Raw genomic sequence first — 17,421 nt, forward strand, 5'->3', positions numbered from 1 at the left:
TGAAGCAAGCCATCCTCCACCGAGTAGCTGACCAGCATGCTGGCCCACGCCACCGTCTGGAGAATCGCGATCGGGCCACCAAGAAGGTGCATGCAGCCCAAGGCCACCACCCAATGACGCCAGCACCCCCGTTGGAAGATTCTCAGCACGAATGCGGGCGTGTATTCCGGAACGACCGGGAGAACAACCGATGCCGAATCACCGCGGGAAGAATCCCAAGATCGGCGTAGTGGGCGTGCTGGAGGAGAATGGTTTTCTTCAGACTGCGATGCCGCGACAGAGCAACGCTCCCGTGTCGCACGGCAGAGTGAAAGCCCGCCGCCGTCCCTGTCGTATAGCCACGCATTCCCATTCCCACACCCTTGCGCAAACTCATTCGCTTCACTTCTTCCGCACTCGCCGTGGCTCTTTGTGGCATTTCCTTCGCCGATGAGCTCCCAGCCGCATCCTGGCTTACCGCTTCGTTCGAGTCCGGCATCCCGGACTCGATCGTGGCCCAGGGAGGAAACCTCAGCCTCTCCGATGATCACCTTCTCGATGGCACCAAGGCACTTCGCTGGGACTTCAAGGATGGCGATGCTTTCACCCTCGATACCGGACCACTCGGCAACGTCGGCGTCTGGACGGGCTACGGGGGGTATAGTCGGTCCGCACTGATCTTCCCCGTTTATCTTACGGAAGAAGGCCCGGGCCACCTGCTCGTCGAGATCCGCGCCTGCGAGAAGACTGCTGCCACCTTCGAAATCCCACTCGCCCACGTCGGATGGCAGAAGCCCGTCTTCCACTATTCATGGAAGTCCAAGCTGAATTGGATCGATGGGGCACTGAAGGGCAGGCTCGACAACTTCCGCGTTTCCGCACACGGAATCACCGGCGATTCCACCGCCTACTTCGACGCGATCTTCTTCAACGACCCACGCGACTTCCGCGATGCCCGGGAACCGATCGCCGAATCATGGAAGCCCGCAGACCACGATTTCTCCGGGCCCCCGGCGCCCACGGCCGAGGAAATCGTCAGGCTCGACACACTGACCGGCTTCCTGCACGCCAAGCCGAATCCGGAGATCAAAAGGGACCACTGGGAAAAGCGGATCGCCCATTTCAGGTCGGTCATTGAGACGCAACAACTCTACAAGGGTCATCCACTCAAGAAACTCCCCGATCACTTCGCATTCCTCAACGGCATTGCGAACGATTGGCTCGTCTGCACCGACCCGGAAATGAAACGGGAGATCGCAGCCTGTTTCCACACCGTCAACGATTGGCTTCAGGAGCAGGGCCTCGTGGTCAACGGATCCGTCGGAAAGGCCAACAACTACGTCGGCCGCCTTTATGTCGACGCCATCACCAAGATGCGCGATCCGCTCAAGGAACACGGCACCCTCGAACCATCCATCCACTACCTCAAGTGGGCCTACTCCTACGACGACCGTCTTTTCGGCGAATCGCATCAGGAATCGATGGACTACTTCCACAACGAGGCCGCCCGTCTTCTCCGCATCGCGCTCGCACATCCCGATCCCGTCGACCGGTGGCACCACGTCCATCAGTTCCGCGATGTCTTCGCCAAACAGCTCGTCGCCTCCATCAAACCGGACGGCGGCATTTTTCACCATGGCTTCCACTACTATGCTTATGGTTCAATGGGCATGAACGACGCTTCATGGCTCGTGTCCATCCTGTCGAAGTCCGATCTTCCCGTGACACGTGAAGCAATCGACGCGATCCGGGTAGCGCTGGAATCCATGATCTGGTACTGCGGCCGCACCACACTTTGGTCGCTCAGCGGCAGAAACGCCACGGGGGCCCAGAACGCACCCACCGGGTCGCTGAAGGCCCTCGCCGAAGCATACGCCCCCTACAACGATGGCAAGCCGGATCCCCAACTCCTTGCGGAATTCCTACGCCTCTCACCCAGCAAGACGACCCACCCCGAATTCGCCGGCATCGAACCCGCTGCATCGCCCAACGGCAATCGAACCATGCCTTCGGCGGCACTCTCCATGCACCGTCGTGGCAACTGGCTCGCCGGAGTGAAGGGCTACTCGAAACACGTCGCGTCCGGGGAAAGCTACGCCAACTCCAACCGACACGGTCTGTACATGTCGATGGGGCAACTTGAGCTTCTCACCCACCCGGAGTCACTTCCCACCGTCCACGCCTCCGGCACCCGGCCCGACAATGGCTACGACTGGACCGCCATCGAGGGCGCCACCACCATCCACTGTCCACTTGCTGGTATTGCCAACGGCAACGGCTCCCGCCTGCCGCGCAATCAGGAGACCTTCGTCGGTGGACTGAGCAATGGTCCCAACGGGTTGTTTGCCATGACCTTCAGCCTCGGCGTTCCGGGTGCCATGACGAGCGGTGCCGCCAAAGACTCCCCGAAGCCGGAACCGCTCACCGCTCTCAAGACCTGGTTCTTCTTCGACAACCGCATCGTTTGCCTCGGTTCGGACATCGCGACCTCCGGCGTCGATCACCCCGTCCGCACCAACCTCTTCCAAAAGTTCCTCACCGAGACACACGACTCCACCCGACTCAATGGCGAAGTCCTCACCTTGGCCGACCGGCCCGTCATCCGCGACGAGCCCCGTGCGACCACGCTTGTCGACCCCTATGGCAATGCCTACTTCACGCCAGCCGATACCCCTGTCCATCTCCGCATCAGCGAACAACGTTCCCGCAACTGCAACGACAGCAAGGACACTACCGGAAACTACGCCACCGCGTGGATCGAACACGGCAAGAACCCAACCAGCGCCGGCTACGAATACGCAGTCGTCGTCCAGCCCAGCGAATCTGAGGTCAGTGCCTTCGCGGATCAACGCCCCTACCAGGTGATCCGGAAAGACAGCGCCGCCCACATCGTCCATGACTCTCCGACCCACACCACCGGCTACGTCATCTTCGAAAAGGACACCGACCTCCCCGCTGAGTTCCCATTGCGATCCGTGGATCAACCCTGCCTCGTCATGATCGCCGAGAAGGACGGCCAGCTCATCGTCTCCCTCACGAACCCCGACGCCCGCCTTGAAGCAAGGGAGCCACAAGCGGTCACCATCCACCTCCGTGGTGAGTTCTCCCCAGCCCACGAATCCTCCATGGCCACCGTCGACCCCCAGGATGGCGACACCACCATCACCGCTCCGGTCCGCCACGGCGAATCCGTCAGCATCCGCCTCAGCGAACGCTAGCCTCGCTCGCCTGCAGATCCCGTCATCGCCGGCAGACTGCACGCATCAGGCTTCCGTGCAGGATTTGCACGGACAGGTCGGGCGCCCCCATCTCCAGCCACAGGAGATCGAGGATAAGAGCGTGGAAGATGAAAAAATTCCATTTCCCTCATACCTTCTTTACAATGGGAGGGTTCGATTCCGGTAACAACGTTTCACTTATGGATACATGCATCAAATCCGCGTTCGCAGCACTGCTACTCATTTCCTGCTTGAAGGCAGAATCGTGGCCCCAGTTCCGGGGGAAGGAAGGGGCGGCGACACGGGTGTCGGCAGATACGCTTCCGACTGAGTGGGGTGACAACAAGCACGTTGAATGGAAAACGGAACTCCCCGGTCCCGGGTCTTCCAGCCCGGTCTTCTTCGAGGACAAGCTCTTCGTCACCTGTTACGTCGGCTACGGCACCGATCCCCGCGACCCCGGTGACCCAAATGACCTCGGACGCCAGTTGATCTGCATTGAAAGGTCGTCCGGCAAGATTCTTTGGAATCGTTCAGTCGACCTCGCCAATCCCGAGGATGACTACCGCGGCTACATCATGGAACACGGCTATGCCAGCAGCACACCGGTGACCGATGGCGAGAACGTTTACGCCTTCTTCGGCAAGTCGGGTGTCCATGCCTTCACCGTGGATGGCACACCTCTTTGGAGCCAGCAAGTGGGCAGCGACTCGAGCAACCGCCGATGGGGTTCGGGTGCCAGCCCGGTGCTCTATCAGGACCTGCTGATCGTGAATGCGGCGGATGAGGGCCGTGCGGTGATCGCCTTTGACAAGAAGACAGGCGAAGAACGCTGGCGAAAGGAATCAAAGAGCCTCGAACTGGCCTACGGGACGCCCCAACTCCGCACCAAAGACGGCAAGACGGAACTGCTTCTGGCAATGCCCTACGAGGTCTGGTGTCTGGATCCGGCCACGGGCAAACCCATCTGGACGGTGCCGACGGAAATGCCGGGCAACATCTGCCCGAGCGTGGTCACCACTGCCGACATGGCCTTTGCCTTCGGCGGCTACCCGAGGAAGTCCAGCGTGGCCATCAAGGACGGCAAGATCCTCTGGACCGGAAAATCGACCACTTACGTGCCAACTCCGCTGGCATACGGAGACCACCTCTACTGGGTCAGCGACGACGCCGAAGTCATCTGCATGGAGACCGCCACCGGAAAGGTCATCACCGATCGGGATCTCGAAGGGCTCAGGGGCTCATCAAAGCGCAGCGTCTATGCCTCCATGCTCCGCTTCGGAAACCACCTGATGGTCGTGACCCGCCGAAACGGGACCTTCGTCTTCGAGGCGAATCCAGAAATGAAGCAGGTCGCACACAACCATCTCGAAGACAGCAGTGACTTCAACGCCAGCCCTGCCCTGTCCCAAGACACCATCTACCTCCGCTCAAACCGGTTCCTCTACGCAATCTCGAAGTGAGCCTTCGTCGACTGGCTCAGGTCCAAAACAAACCCGGAACAGGCCGAGCACCTGATCATCATCCGACCGCAACAGGCTTACTTCGCAACGCCCTTGATCTGCGCGAGTCGAATCGCTGAAGACTTCATCAGGGTGCTCTTCAGGCCGGTAGGACCTTTGGCATCACGGAGGAAGCAAGGAGTGCTCAATGGAAAGGTGGCAGGCGACGATTCGTCCTCAAGGGACTCCAATCGCTGTCAAGGCAGCGGAGACCCAATCAACGCTGATTTCCGAGAGGATGGGAAAAAATCACTCCCCCACCCCCCGCAAGACTGTGTGATGCTCTGAGGCAGAGCACCCCAGTCGCCACACTCGGGACCAGCGCTCTACTCTTCCAACAACTTGCGCTCTTCATCAGTAAGCAGAGACTTCTCCGCTCCTCGTTCGATGAGCATCCTGGCGATTGATACCGCTGGATTCGAGCTGGCCATCACCAGTTGAAGAGCGGTTTTTCCATCCCCATCCTTGATGTCGACCTCACCTCCGAGATCCAGAATCGTCTCGACCATGTAGATGTATTTGATCTCCACCGCTTCATGGAGAGGCGCTTTTCCGTTGTGCAACTCATCGAGGGAGGCTCCCTTCTTCACCAGCTCACTCAGGACTTCGTCATCTCCAGCCTTGGTGTACTCGATGACCGGAACGCCCTCATTGGGACGGTAATGGTTGTATTGCCGCTGGGTTGCGGCTTGACCATCCTTGTAGAAGGCGGCGTAAACCACTCTTCCAAGCTCATCCATCACATAGCTCGGCCCCGACGGAACACCATTCTCGAAGCAAACCGCCCTCTTCACCGAAAGTGGTTCATCATAGAATTCCCGCAGGTAGCCATGGAGCTTTCCCTGCTTTTTGGTAAGGGTCGACCGGAGGTTCTGGGACGGATAATAGGTTCCTTGCAACCCATGCTCCTCTCCAGATTGAAAGCTCATCAATCGGACCCGCCGCTTCATCCGGTCATAGATGATGGTGTCGCCATCAAGGTAGCCATCCTTGTAAGTGCTGGTCGAGAAGAGGTGATCCGCTGGATTCCCGAACATCACCATGGTTCCGCTGAACCACCCATCCGGTTCTTCCTTCAATCGAGCCCGCAGGTTGCCCTGAGGTCCAGCGGACTTGAATGAAAGCTTCTCCATCGTGAGCCATCCCTTGTCCTCGATCTCCTTCTTGAGCAAACCGCCATCGGGGGGCGGAAGTTCACTCGAAGCCTTGGACCGGTCGAGGAAATCCGCGATGAGCCCGGCGGGAACCGCAAAGGAAGCTCCTTCCAGATGAGCCTTCTGGGTCACCATGCCGATGATGCATCCGCGTTCATCGATTACCGGGCCTCCGCTGTTACCGGGGTTCACGGCTGCAGAGATCTGCAAGACCGACCGCCCCTCGATCTGCCGTGCTGCGCTGCTCACCAAGCCCTCGGTGAGTGTGTAGTCGAGGCTCAGCTCCTTGGTGCCCGGGTGTCCGATGGCATACACCTTGGCGCCAACAATTGGATCGCGGTTCGCGAGACTGAGGGCCGTCGTGGATGCGTTGAAGTCGATCTTCAACAGCGCCAGATCGAGATCCTCGTCGACATCCACGACCGTGGCCGGGCTCTCAAACTCAATCCTGCCGATGGGAAGTTGCAGGTAGTGAGAGACCATGGGTCCTCCGAGGGGTGGAAGACAGTGGGCGGCCGTCATGATGTGACCATCTCGTGACACGAAGAATCCGGCACCGATGCCCTTCTGGCCGCTGTTTACGATCACCACCGAGGGCATGTGCAGCATCGCCATCGCCTCGCTGGGAATGACGGACCTGGAAGCGGAGTCCACCACCAGTCGCTCGAAATCCGAGGGAGCCAGACCCTCATTCGGGTCTCCGCTGGATCGATCAGGGTTCAGAGTCCCTGATTCGTGAGCTGCGATCGACGGTGCAAAGACGGATACGGCTGCCGGTGCGGGCTTGGCACAGCTTGCCCTTTCTTCATCGGAAAGCTCCAGGGCAAGCCGGGAGATGAGCCGACGTCCGTAGATGTCCCGGCCGACAACCAGAAGGGCGGTCCCATCCGGCGAGAACATGAACTGATCGGGTTTCGAAGGAAGGCGCGTACCCCCTGACAACAACTTCTCCCGCTCATCCCCATCTGAATGGTAGGCCGTCATGCGGTAGCCTGCCTCATTCTGCCGGGAATGGCTGAGGACACAGAGCAGATCAAGCTTGGGATGAAAGAGCGACTGAATCACCCCCCCACCCTCGATCGGAACCATGCGGTCCGGCTTGTCGAGGTTCTTGACGGAGAAGACCGGAATCCTTTGCCCGTAGGTCATCCCACCTCGCGAAAGCACGCCATACGAGTTTACCGCGACATGCGAACCATCTGCAGAATAACTCAGACTCCGGATGCCCGTCACCACTCCTTCGCTGGTCTTCTGCATGCTCAGCCGGTCACCATTCACCCGGTAGCCGATCAGCACATCGGTGTTCTCTTCAATGTAGTTCAACAGACCAACGCTGTGCATCTGTCGATGGCTGATGAAGGACATCAGCAGATCTCCTCCACGATGCATCGCCAAGCCCGAGCCTGCGACCCGCTCAAGGCGGTTCGCTTTCCGGCTTTCGAGATCAATGTGGTAAACCGGAAAGCTCTTCGCGAGTTCCTGTTCCGTCGAATCCTTAGCGCTCGCATAGAGCGTGTTTCCGTCCGCTCCCGCGGCTATATTTGTGATGGTGACGGATCCTAGGTCGATCTCACCGAGGACTTTCCCGTCAGCATCCGTGATGTCGATCCGACTTGTGGCCGCCAGCGCGAAACCCTGATCAAGCAGCACCACATCATGATACTTTTCCTCAAATGGAATTGATCGGGTGATCATGCCGGATTCATCAAACAGAAGGAGCTGCCCCTCATCGAGGACCGCCATCTGATCTTCCCTGGAAAACACAGGAATCCTGCCGCTTGTTCCGGGTTCCGACTTCAGTTGCGTGATGCCATCAGGTTCCACTTTCTCAGCTGGGAGAACCTCGATGGACTCCCGGAAAAACGACACCTTGCCGTTGGTCGTCTGCTTGACCTTGAAGGCGTATCGAGCCGGATCCGGCGCCGTGGGTGGAGTCCATGACAGCTTGCCATCGTCGAGCTTCGTGCCATCCGGTCCGGAAACCAGTTGGTTTTCATCGGCTGCTGGCAACGGGATCACCTGGGTGCCCACTTCGTTGGCCCGGACCGGGGCGGTGACCCTGAAGGTGACCGAGGCCACTCCATCCACTCCGTGACCGACCCAGAACAGGGAGATGCTGGAATCCCCGTTTCGACGGATGCAGGGCGGGGAGTTCCCGACGCTGGAGAAGCTGGCTTCCATGACAATCGTTTCCAGCAACGAGAAAGCGGAATCCAGTCGGCGAACCTCAATGTTCTTATCCTTGATACAATACACCAGACGGGTTTCGGGCGATGGGTCACCGACAATCGCACCACCAAAATACTCCATCTGGCTGTGGGGAGCGAGTCCGACGAAAATCCTTCCTCTCCCCAGCCAGAAATCATCCACCAAGGGGACGGGATCCGATACATTGCTTCCACTGGACACGGACACCGGATTGTCCAGCTCCCCTCTCAGATACTTGTCCGAATCGAATGCGGTGAACTTGCCGTCGGCATGGTGAAGCACATGATCGCCGTTCGCGGAAAAAATCGCTTGGGAGTTCTGCCTTCCGACAGCCCGATACTCATCCTTCTCGACATCCACCACATGGACGAGACCACGCTTGCTCGCCAATATCGTGCCGTCATAGGCGCCGCCTCGCTTCGCGGAGAGCTTCTCCAGTGGTGTGACCCCGGTATCGATCTCATTGACCAATTCCCAGTCCTTCTGCGAATAGATCTTCACCAGGCCGGTGTCCCTCTCACCGACGAGCAAGGTCCCTCCCCGGCTCAGCAAGGGTCCCGTGGCAGGGACTTCGATCACGAGGAGCTCCTCAAGTTCACGGGAATCAATGACATGAAGCCGGTCCTGACGACTCGAGACGGCGATGAGGTGATCACCGGATTCGGTAATGGATAGCGCCGACGGCCTCCGTTCGAGTTTCAGGGTCTCAAATTCAACACCAAAGCCCGATGTAACCAGGGCGGAGAAAACCAATGCGCAACTTGCAAGGAGGTTGGGAAAAACACCGAAACGCCGGTCTCTCATCATGGCGTGAGATCTATCGATCCGGCATCGCCGGGTCAAGGCATCGCCCAGCGGGAGGGCTCCTTTCATGTCGCCGCACGGATGTCAGCGCATGCGCCGCGAATCATGGAATCGGTTGATGGATGACGCCGTCCTTCAACGCGATCCGAAACCCCTCGGGCTTGAGCTCGGGATCATCCTCGACGATAGCCAAGCGGACATCGCTATCGATCTCCCGACCGAGAATCACGTGCTGCGCAAATTCCTCCTGAGGGTTTGGCGACTCCACCACGACATCCGCCTGAGCCAAGCCCGCACAACATACGGCTAGGAAGACGCCCTCATGGATCATTTCCAGTAGCTTCATTTCAAGACGACCCACGAGCTTTACTTCTCACTGACCGGACATGGGGAGGCGTCGATGCTTCCGCGGCGCTGCGGGCCCTCAGAGCGACCATCCGGCGCGATACGGTCGGCGCACCCAGGCGTTGGCATCATCAAAGTTGGTCACCTTCATGTTCTCATTGTCCCAATCAAGTTTCCGATTCGGGAAACGCTTGGCGATGTTGCCCAGCAGGGCGAGTTCGGTCAGCGGGCCGGAGTAGCTGAAGTCGGCGCTGGCCTTGGTGCCGCTCTTGATTGCGTTGATCCAGTTCCCTTCGTGGCTGCCCTTGATGCGCGGGAGGGTTTTCGCCGGGCGCTTGTAGGCCCTCATGGCAGTCTCCGGGATCAGGCGCGGGCTGTTTCCATAGACGCCACACATGATGATACCCTTGTCACCTTTGAAAATCACTCCTCCCTGTTCATGCAAGTTGCGTCCTTCTTCGAGTTCCTTCGGACGCGGCGGCTCCTGACCTTCATACCAGTTGAGCTTGAGTGCCGGAAAACCATCCCTCGCCGGAAAAAGGTAGGTCACCTTCGCTTTATCGGGGTGAACCTCGGCGTTGCCACCGACAATTCCGGACCCCTCGATGGAAGACGGTGCGCCGAGCTTCAGCGCCGTGAAAACCGAGTCAAGGGTGTGGGCACCGCGGTCTCCCATCATGCCACAACCGAAGTCCCACCAGCAACGCCAGCTGCCCGGGTGGTAGCACCGGTGATACTCCCGCATCGCTGCGGGGCCGATCCAGCGATCCCAGTCGAGTCCGGAGGGCACAGATTGCCCCTGCTTCGGTCGATCCTGAAGGATGGAACTCCAGAAGGCATGGCCGGGAGGGGAATACATCAGGCTGCACCAGGCATCGACCTCACTGACGTCTCCGATCGCCCCGTCCCAGATCCATTCGCAGATCAAGCGCAGGCCCTCTTGCGAATGGCCCTGAATGCCCATCTGAGTCACCACTCCGGCCTCCTTCGCGGCCTTCGCCAACATGCGGGACTCATAGATGTCGTGGGTCAGCGGTTTCTGGCAGAAGACGTGCTTGCCCGACTGCATCGCCGCCATGCTGATCACGGCGTGCGTGTGATCCGGCGTCGCGATCAGCACCGCATCGATGTCCTTCTGCTTCTCGAACATCACACGGTAGTCCTTGTAAACCGCCGCTTTTGGAAAAGCTTCGAATGATTTTGCCGCATACTTGTGGTCCACGTCGCACAGGGCCACGATGTTTTCCTTCGCGCAGGCCAGCATGTTCGCATGTCCCATCCCACCGACTCCGATTCCGGCAATGTTCAGCTTCTCGCTGGGTGACGTGTAATTGGGCCCACCGAGTACGTGGCGCGGTACAATTTGAAAGAGGCCGGTGGTGCCTGCGGTTCCGATGAACCGCCTTCGGTTGGTGGTGAGCTTGTTCATTGAATCCAATTGTCAGGAAATCGCATGTTGCAGGGTTCGACTGAAGAGAGCCCTTCGGCCGGAGTTCGGGGGATTTGCACTCATCCATCATCGCTAGTTGGATGCAGCCCAAGAGCCTACGCGTCCATCGAGCCATGCCTTCCACAACTCGGTCATTGCCATTCATGTCAGTCCCCTCGTGGCCCTCACCCTGCCGATCCCCCATTCCCCTTGTTCCGTAATCCCGGCCGTTCCCACATCAAGCTTGTCGGCAGCAACCTCTCTCCTCTCCTACAATTTCTCCGCCCTCCACGACATGTCCATCTCCCCCACCTACAAGTCCATCGCTCCCCCTTCACCCCAGTCCATCACGCGTGAAAGACGAAGCTTCACACGAAGGCTGGAAGCAAACCGAACAAGCAGCTCCGGTTCGAAGGGGACGCGGCGCTTTTCCAAGCGAACCGCCAACGTCGAACCCCGCCGTTCCTCGTTCCCCGCCAGCAAGCGCCTTCACAGCCCCCCGTGCCCACGGATCCCGGTCGCGCACAAGGCGGGAAATCGGTCACACCTCAGCGACGACGGCGGAGGCACAATGCAGCGAGCCCCAGCACACCGAAGTAAAAACTGGCGGGTTCCGGGATGGTCTCGACATAGACCGTTCCAATTCCGCCCGAGCTCGCCAAGTCGAACTCCACGCGACTGAAGCTACTCAAACCCAATTCATCGGCCCGGATATCGAGGATCCGATTGGCATGTCGATCGCCGAAACTGACGCCCGAAACGGAATGGATCGAGCCGGAGCCAGATTCGAACGCCGCGAATTCGACTTCCACCGCACCGGGCCCGGAGCCGAAGATGACCGATGCACTGGAGGCCTGATCCATGTCCACAAAGTCGAACCCGAAGGCGACCAACTCACGATCGAATTCCAGAATGATCTTTCCTCCTCCGCCATTGTCGTTCGGAGTCGTCAGCGTGTCGTTCTTGTTCACGATCAGAACATTGCCGAAATTTCCCCCAAGGAGATTCCCACCTTCCCACAAACCCGTGCCTTCAGAGTTGCGCTCCAGATCCGGATCCTCCCCTGTGGAGCCTTCGGTGTTGTAGTAGTTGAGCGGACGAACTCCCGGGCTGTCCGTGGAGACCCTCACGCCCTCCCCTCCTCCGAAGAGATTGCCGTAGGGTTGAGCAGACGGCACGGAACTACCAGAGATCAGGGCTGCGCCATTCTGATCGAAATTGAAATCGATCTCGTAGTTCTGCCCGTTCGCCGAAGACACGGCAAAGACGATGCTGGCGATGAGGACCGGAACGCGGTTGGGGATGAGGGAACGCACAAGTATGAGAGGTTGAGGTGTTTCACAGGCAGGCCTTGGCTCACCTTCATTTAAGAGTCCCATACTTTCCCCTTCACTTGAAGATACGTAAACCCGTGCTACGCCTTCACGTGGGATGCCCCCCCGGGGTTGCTCGTTCAAGAGTCGCTCTACCGGGCCCCGATCTCCCTCACACTTCCCTGGCGAGGCGTCGATCCTCATTGGGCCTCGGGCCGCCCCCCGACACTCAAGGGAGGGTCCGAGCTTCAATTCCTTCTCTGTTTCCCCAATCATTGCGCCAGCACCATCCACTCTCTCTGCTGGCGCAACGCCACCGCCATTCCTTATCCCGGACCCATCGCCCGTGGATCCGCTACCCACTGGCTTCGAACTCAGCTCCGCTTCCCGATCAAGCCCGCCAGCTGCAGCCCCACCTTGAGCCAAGTCCCCCACCAAAAAAAATGCCTTCACCACGCGCCATCACGCTTGGGTGCCGACTTATGCCCCGAACTTTCAGAGAATCGGGGAACTTCACGCGAAGTCTGCGGACAGCTCACCCCTGCCGCCTCGTAGCGAGCCTGCCGTGCCATGAGATCGAGCCAATCCGTCCAAAGAGGCGAATGAATGCCAAGTTCGGAGAATCCAGCCCAATTTCTGTGAGGATCACGTGAGGGCTTGCACCCTCTCCAGCGTGTCACCCATCTCCCCGGTTCACCCCCCAGCGCCTCCGGTTCAAGGTGCGGGCTCCTGACGGACGCGATAGAAGCCACGGTCACCGGTAGCTGCGGGGTCCGTCCATTCACTACGCGGATCAGTGGCCTGAAAAGCCGGACCGACAGGCGTCCACGGCTGACCATCGAGACCGCGTTCGACCGTGTAGTAGAGTCCGCGCACGGACTCCCATTCGAGCCGAGCCTCGGTGGAACTTGTCCTCGCAATATCGGGCCGCATCTCGCTGTTGACGATACTACCATCCCAGTACTTCGGGGCCATACCCCAGACCTGAAGACCGCACTGCGAACCGATGATCCGCCCGGGAAGATCGTCCGCAACCGGATGAATCCCGCCCAAGCGCCGGGACGCACCGGCCTCGTCGGCAGCGTCGAAGTACGTCGCCCATTGGAGTTCCACATCGACGGTCGGACCGAACTCGAACTTCAGGAAGGTCCCGGCAGGCGCGGTGAAGGTTCCCATGCCACCGGGAAAGTACTCGCTTCCCGTGAAAGCCGTCAGGATCTCTGCGGCAGCGCGACTGAACGTGCTGTGCCCGGAGACGTAGCCGGGAAAAGCGGGCGACACGAAGGTCCGGTCCTGGTAGGGGAACCAATCGACACCGCGAATCCAGCGCGGCATGCTGCGTTGCACCGTGGGATCGACCGGACGACCCGGCCACGTGAACAAAACGATGTCCCCGACCGCAAACCCAAGGCCCTCGTGATCACCGCCGGGAGCGATCGAATCATGGGTCACGACCGCCACCAGTCCGGGCACCAGCGGGAGTCCCTCGGCATCATAGGACGGCAGAACGGGGTCCGACGACTGCCCCTTCAGGGCCATGAATCGGGTCATGGTGATCGGTCGAGGGGCATCGTAGTATCGCTTCACCGACCACGCCGCGCAGGCCGAATCGTGCATGGCTGCAGCGAGGGCGAAATAGAGTTTCACGTCCCACTCAAGGTCGTCGACCACCGGGCCGGTCCCGCCAATGCGCTTCGTCGTGATCTCGTCGCTGGCCTCGTTGGCGATGGTGTGCCAATGCCCCGGCGGCGTTTCCGAATCCGGTCCATCCGCCCAGAATTCAGCAAGGACGCGACCGTAGTCACCACGGGGCACCAGGTTGGATGCATAGGGCTGGCCTGTGAACGGATTCAACGCATGGCCAGTGCCATCCTCGAAACCCAGCGTGTTGTTGCCTAGCGAAGCTGGAGAGATATCGATGGACGTCAGGTCGCCCAACGCCGCACTTTTCTCCAACACCTCGATGGCTTCCGCCATGTAGGCCGCAGCCTGTCCGCCGCGCAGCTTCGGAAATGGGCCCGGATCGATCCACGGCAAGGCAGGGTCTTCCCGACGCAGGGCGAAGGGCCGGGTCTCAAGCCAGATGCCGCCGATGAACGGCTGGAGGAAGACCGGACCCAGTCCGTTCTGGGAAAAACCCTCGTCGAAGGTCAGGGGGTGCCAGACGTCGGGGTCCGCTCCGGTCGGGTAACCGCCAAGCGGCACGCCATTGTCGATCACCCGGAACTCCGGCTGGGTGTTGGTGTAACTGGGATCATCGTAGCCGGTGGATTCCCGCGATCCATCGCCGAGCCCCCAGGCCAGAATCGCAGCGGCGATTCGGTTTCCCACGGCTGCAGGACTTGATCCGGTCGTGCCGGTCACCGCCGGGTCATAGCCGAGCGCGACCATCCGCTGGTCGAGGGAAGCCAAGGTGCTCGAGGCACTAGCCGAGCTGGCGTAACGCGCAGCCAGAATCCGATAGGCAGCATAGCTCACGGCTTCGGCCCGTGCCGTCGATACATCAGGGGCGGTGGCCCGTTCGTGGTGGATGTAGCCGATTGCCACTGTGTCGTAGGCAGCCCAGGCATTGTACATACCAACCGCCACATGGAAGAGGTTGCGGGCATGGACCGGGGGATGGGGAATGTCGATACGGATCGCCGCAAGGTTCTCCTCATTCCACTGCCGGGCGACCGACGCGGAAGCCCTTGCCTCGCTCCAGAGAAGACCCATCGCCACAACCAGGATAGGCAGGCGGCGGGAGCTCATGGCGTCGGACGGGCAGGATGGGGAGCCGGTCGCAGCTCAACGGAGCAAATCAAGAGCGCCTCCGACACAGAAGGAGCGCCGAGCCTCCGACTGCCAGCAAGGCAGAGCCGGGTTCGGGAACATTGGTGGCCGAACCGATGGTACTCGCTCCGATGGTGTAGTCGGCGGGGGCATTCCCGGCTTGGGAGGGCAACAGTTGCACCGTTTCACCGGCCCCAATCCCTGACACGTCGATGAATTGGTTATCAGTCCAAATTCCTGCATTCTGAGCCACAGAATCCCGGACACCAATGGCGCCCCACACCACGTAGTCTTCGATCGCAGTGGAACTCGCGAACGAGTTCGTATTGTAAATGCCAAGCTCGCCATTTCCATCGGGAACAAAACCCGCCGTAAGCTGAAGGGTGACAAACTCACCGGCGCCGAGGTTCAAATCCATGGACGAGGACTCCGCCGCGATGATCCCCACTGAGCCAAACGTAATATAGAACGGACTGCCGTTCACTCGGTTGCACAGCCACCAAGCCGCGGTATCCACCGAGGACCCTCCCGTGTTGACGATCTCGATCTTGTTGTTGGCAATGTCCAGTTCGCTGATCACGACAGCGCCCTGGGCACTCATGGAGCAGGCAAGCAGGACGGCAGCGATGCGATTAACCCTTTTCACTTTGTCATCAAGGACACCCGATCAGGATCGGGCAAGCGAAAATCCTCTTAGGGTAGCGCCATCCGGGACGAATCCCTGCAGTATCATCCCTTTTCACTCCTCAACCTGCAGAAGCACACTCCGCATTTCAAGGACCGCCCCCCGAGGTGGGACCGCCCCCCGAAGTGGCCCATCTCTCGCATCCTCTAGCTCTACTTTTCACCATCCGGCATCATCATTTCCTCACTGCCGCCTTCAGTGCTTTCAGCAAGGCGTAGGACTCCGGCGAGACCGACCCGTCTTCATACATCTCCAGATTGATCGAGAGCGGGTAACGGTTCTCCTGGGCCTTCTTCACGAATCCCGTCAGTTTCGCGAGGCTGAACTTCGGCTTCGGGATCGTCTTGTTCTTTTCGATGTGACCCCACGACTTTTCCAGGATGAAACAGCCATGCGCCTGCAATCCCTTCTGGCGCCCGCTGTTGAACACTCCGTCCGTTAGTTTCTCGGGATCGAAGCTCTTCTGACCCTCGCCGCCATAGTAGTCCTGATACTCCGTGATGCGCGGCCTGATCCATGAGTTGTAGGCCACCATGCGCTGCGGATTCCCCGTCTTCACCATCGCCGTGTATTCCTTGAAAGGCACGCTCAGTATCCCCTCCGCCCCGGACGAACCATCGAAATGGCAGTTCAGGTAACGCTCCCCGCCATCGAACCACCAGCCAGCCAGCTTCTCGCCGTAGCGCGTGCCGATCTCGGAGAGGATCTTGCCCAGGTTCGTATAGAGCTTCGTCTTGTCCGCCTCATAGCCACCCGCCGCCTCCATCCACTCCTTGTCCACCGAGTGCATGCAGTCATAGCCGTAGTGGTAGTAGAAAATCACTTTCACGCCCTTCTCATGCAGCCGCTCCGTCATCTCGCCGAGCAGGTCCCGCTGCGTCGTGCGTCCGGCGATGATCGCATCCAGCGACTTGATCGGTGCGGAAATGTACTGGTTCCCCCACGTGATGGACCACACCACATACGCCGCCCCGGAGTCCTCCACCAGTTTCACAAACCCATCCATATCGAAGTCGTCCACCTTCTGCTCCCACTTCTTGATGTCCCCCCTCGGCGGGGTCGCGCGGTTCGTCCATTGGAACATCAGGCCATACCCCGCGTCCTTGAACCAATCCGGCTGGACCCGTGCCGCCACCGCTTCCTTCAGCATCGCGTCCCTCACCGCAGGCTGCGCCAGCTCCATCGGCCCCAGCAGAAATCGATTGCCACCCTTGTTCCCTTTTCCCGTCGGAGCCTCGATCTCCAGCAGCACCTTGTTCTCGCCCGCCTTCAGGGGAATTTCGCCCAGCTCGAGATGATGCCACTCCGCCTCTTTCACGGCACCCCCCACCTTCTTGCCGTTGCTACTCACCGTCAGGCGCATGCCCACTCCATTCACCCCAATCGTCACCCCATACATCCCGTCCGCCGGGGCAGCCACCGTCCATTCCACCTGACTCGATCCCGGCTGCGCCTTGGACCACAGGATCATGTAATTCCTCACATCCGGCTTCACTCCGCTCATCTTCCCGAGGTTCGGAGCCAGGCTCGTGATCCCATCCGCATCCAGCGCCAAGGTCACCGGATCCGCCAGCACCACCTCTTTGGCAGACACCCCATAATCATCGCTCCCATTCCCCTCCTGCGCATGGCTGGGATAAGAAAGACACACTGCGAACGCAGCGCACGACAGGATGCGGGAAGCTTGTGATCTCATATCGAAAGACCCTACCTACCGCCGCCACGCCGTCGATATTGCATCCGCCCTCCCATTCACCTCGCGATCGTTCGGTCCACCTGCAAGTGGCATGACCGTCTCTCGCCGAAAAGCAGCGCCATTCAGCACTGCCCCCAAGAGGAAGACCAACCCCCGGGGTAAAACAAAGTCATCTCCAAAAGGGGTCGCAAAAGGGGTCGGGTCGCAAAAGGGGTCTCGCAAAAGGGGTCAGTTACGGTGATGGAATCAAGGGGGATTTTCGGGATATTTCGGGTTGAGGTTGATGCTGGAGATGGCGGGTTGGATCAAAGGGTTT

General features: G+C 59.6%; 9 protein-coding genes. 2 read left to right on the forward strand and 7 right to left on the reverse strand.

Annotation, left to right across the window (positions count from 1 at the left end):
- Positions 1 to 362: 362 nt before the first annotated feature.
- Together JIN81_RS18380 and JIN81_RS18385 are read left to right on the forward strand one after the other, a co-directional pair.
- Positions 363 to 3,197, forward strand: a complete 2,835-nt coding sequence (locus JIN81_RS18380; RefSeq protein WP_200283435.1) for a chondroitinase family polysaccharide lyase — start codon at positions 363 to 365, stop codon at positions 3,195 to 3,197.
- A 200-nt stretch (positions 3,198 to 3,397) separates the two neighbouring features.
- Positions 3,398 to 4,660 carry a PQQ-binding-like beta-propeller repeat protein gene (locus tag JIN81_RS18385; RefSeq protein WP_200283437.1) on the forward strand — a complete coding sequence of 421 codons (1,263 nt, stop codon included), beginning with the start codon at positions 3,398 to 3,400 and terminating at the stop codon, positions 4,658 to 4,660.
- Positions 4,661 to 5,025: 365 nt separating this feature from the next.
- On the opposite strand, the gene JIN81_RS18390 is transcribed toward JIN81_RS18385, so the two are convergent.
- The 7 genes from JIN81_RS18390 to JIN81_RS19550 form a co-directional block, all read right to left on the reverse strand.
- Positions 5,026 to 8,868: a trypsin-like peptidase domain-containing protein gene (locus JIN81_RS18390; RefSeq protein ID WP_200283440.1), complete on the reverse strand. Its 3,843-nt coding sequence runs from the start codon at positions 8,866 to 8,868 to the stop codon at positions 5,026 to 5,028.
- A 100-nt stretch (positions 8,869 to 8,968) separates the two neighbouring features.
- Positions 8,969 to 9,211: a hypothetical protein gene (locus JIN81_RS18395; protein ID WP_200283443.1), complete on the reverse strand. Its 243-nt coding sequence runs from the start codon at positions 9,209 to 9,211 to the stop codon at positions 8,969 to 8,971.
- A 78-nt stretch (positions 9,212 to 9,289) separates the two neighbouring features.
- Positions 9,290 to 10,639 (reverse strand): Gfo/Idh/MocA family protein, encoded by a 1,350-nt coding sequence (locus JIN81_RS18400; protein WP_200283446.1) that lies wholly within the window; start codon positions 10,637 to 10,639, stop codon positions 9,290 to 9,292.
- A 548-nt stretch (positions 10,640 to 11,187) separates the two neighbouring features.
- Positions 11,188 to 11,955, reverse strand: coding sequence for a PEP-CTERM sorting domain-containing protein (locus JIN81_RS18405; RefSeq protein WP_200283448.1), 768 nt, complete (start codon positions 11,953 to 11,955; stop codon positions 11,188 to 11,190).
- 711 nt (positions 11,956 to 12,666) lie between these two features.
- Positions 12,667 to 14,703 (reverse strand): vanadium-dependent haloperoxidase, encoded by a 2,037-nt coding sequence (locus JIN81_RS18410; protein ID WP_200283451.1) that lies wholly within the window; start codon positions 14,701 to 14,703, stop codon positions 12,667 to 12,669.
- Between the two features lie 49 nt (positions 14,704 to 14,752).
- Positions 14,753 to 15,370 carry a lamin tail domain-containing protein gene (locus tag JIN81_RS18415; protein WP_234045530.1) on the reverse strand — a complete coding sequence of 206 codons (618 nt, stop codon included), beginning with the start codon at positions 15,368 to 15,370 and terminating at the stop codon, positions 14,753 to 14,755.
- A 214-nt stretch (positions 15,371 to 15,584) separates the two neighbouring features.
- Positions 15,585 to 17,003, reverse strand: a complete 1,419-nt coding sequence (locus tag JIN81_RS19550) for an alpha-L-fucosidase (RefSeq protein WP_200283456.1) — start codon at positions 17,001 to 17,003, stop codon at positions 15,585 to 15,587.
- Between the last annotated feature and the right edge of the window lie 418 nt (positions 17,004 to 17,421).

The organism is Haloferula rosea, from assembly GCF_016595525.1.
In the GTDB taxonomy this organism is placed as follows: Bacteria; Verrucomicrobiota; Verrucomicrobiia; order Verrucomicrobiales; family Akkermansiaceae; genus Haloferula; species Haloferula rosea.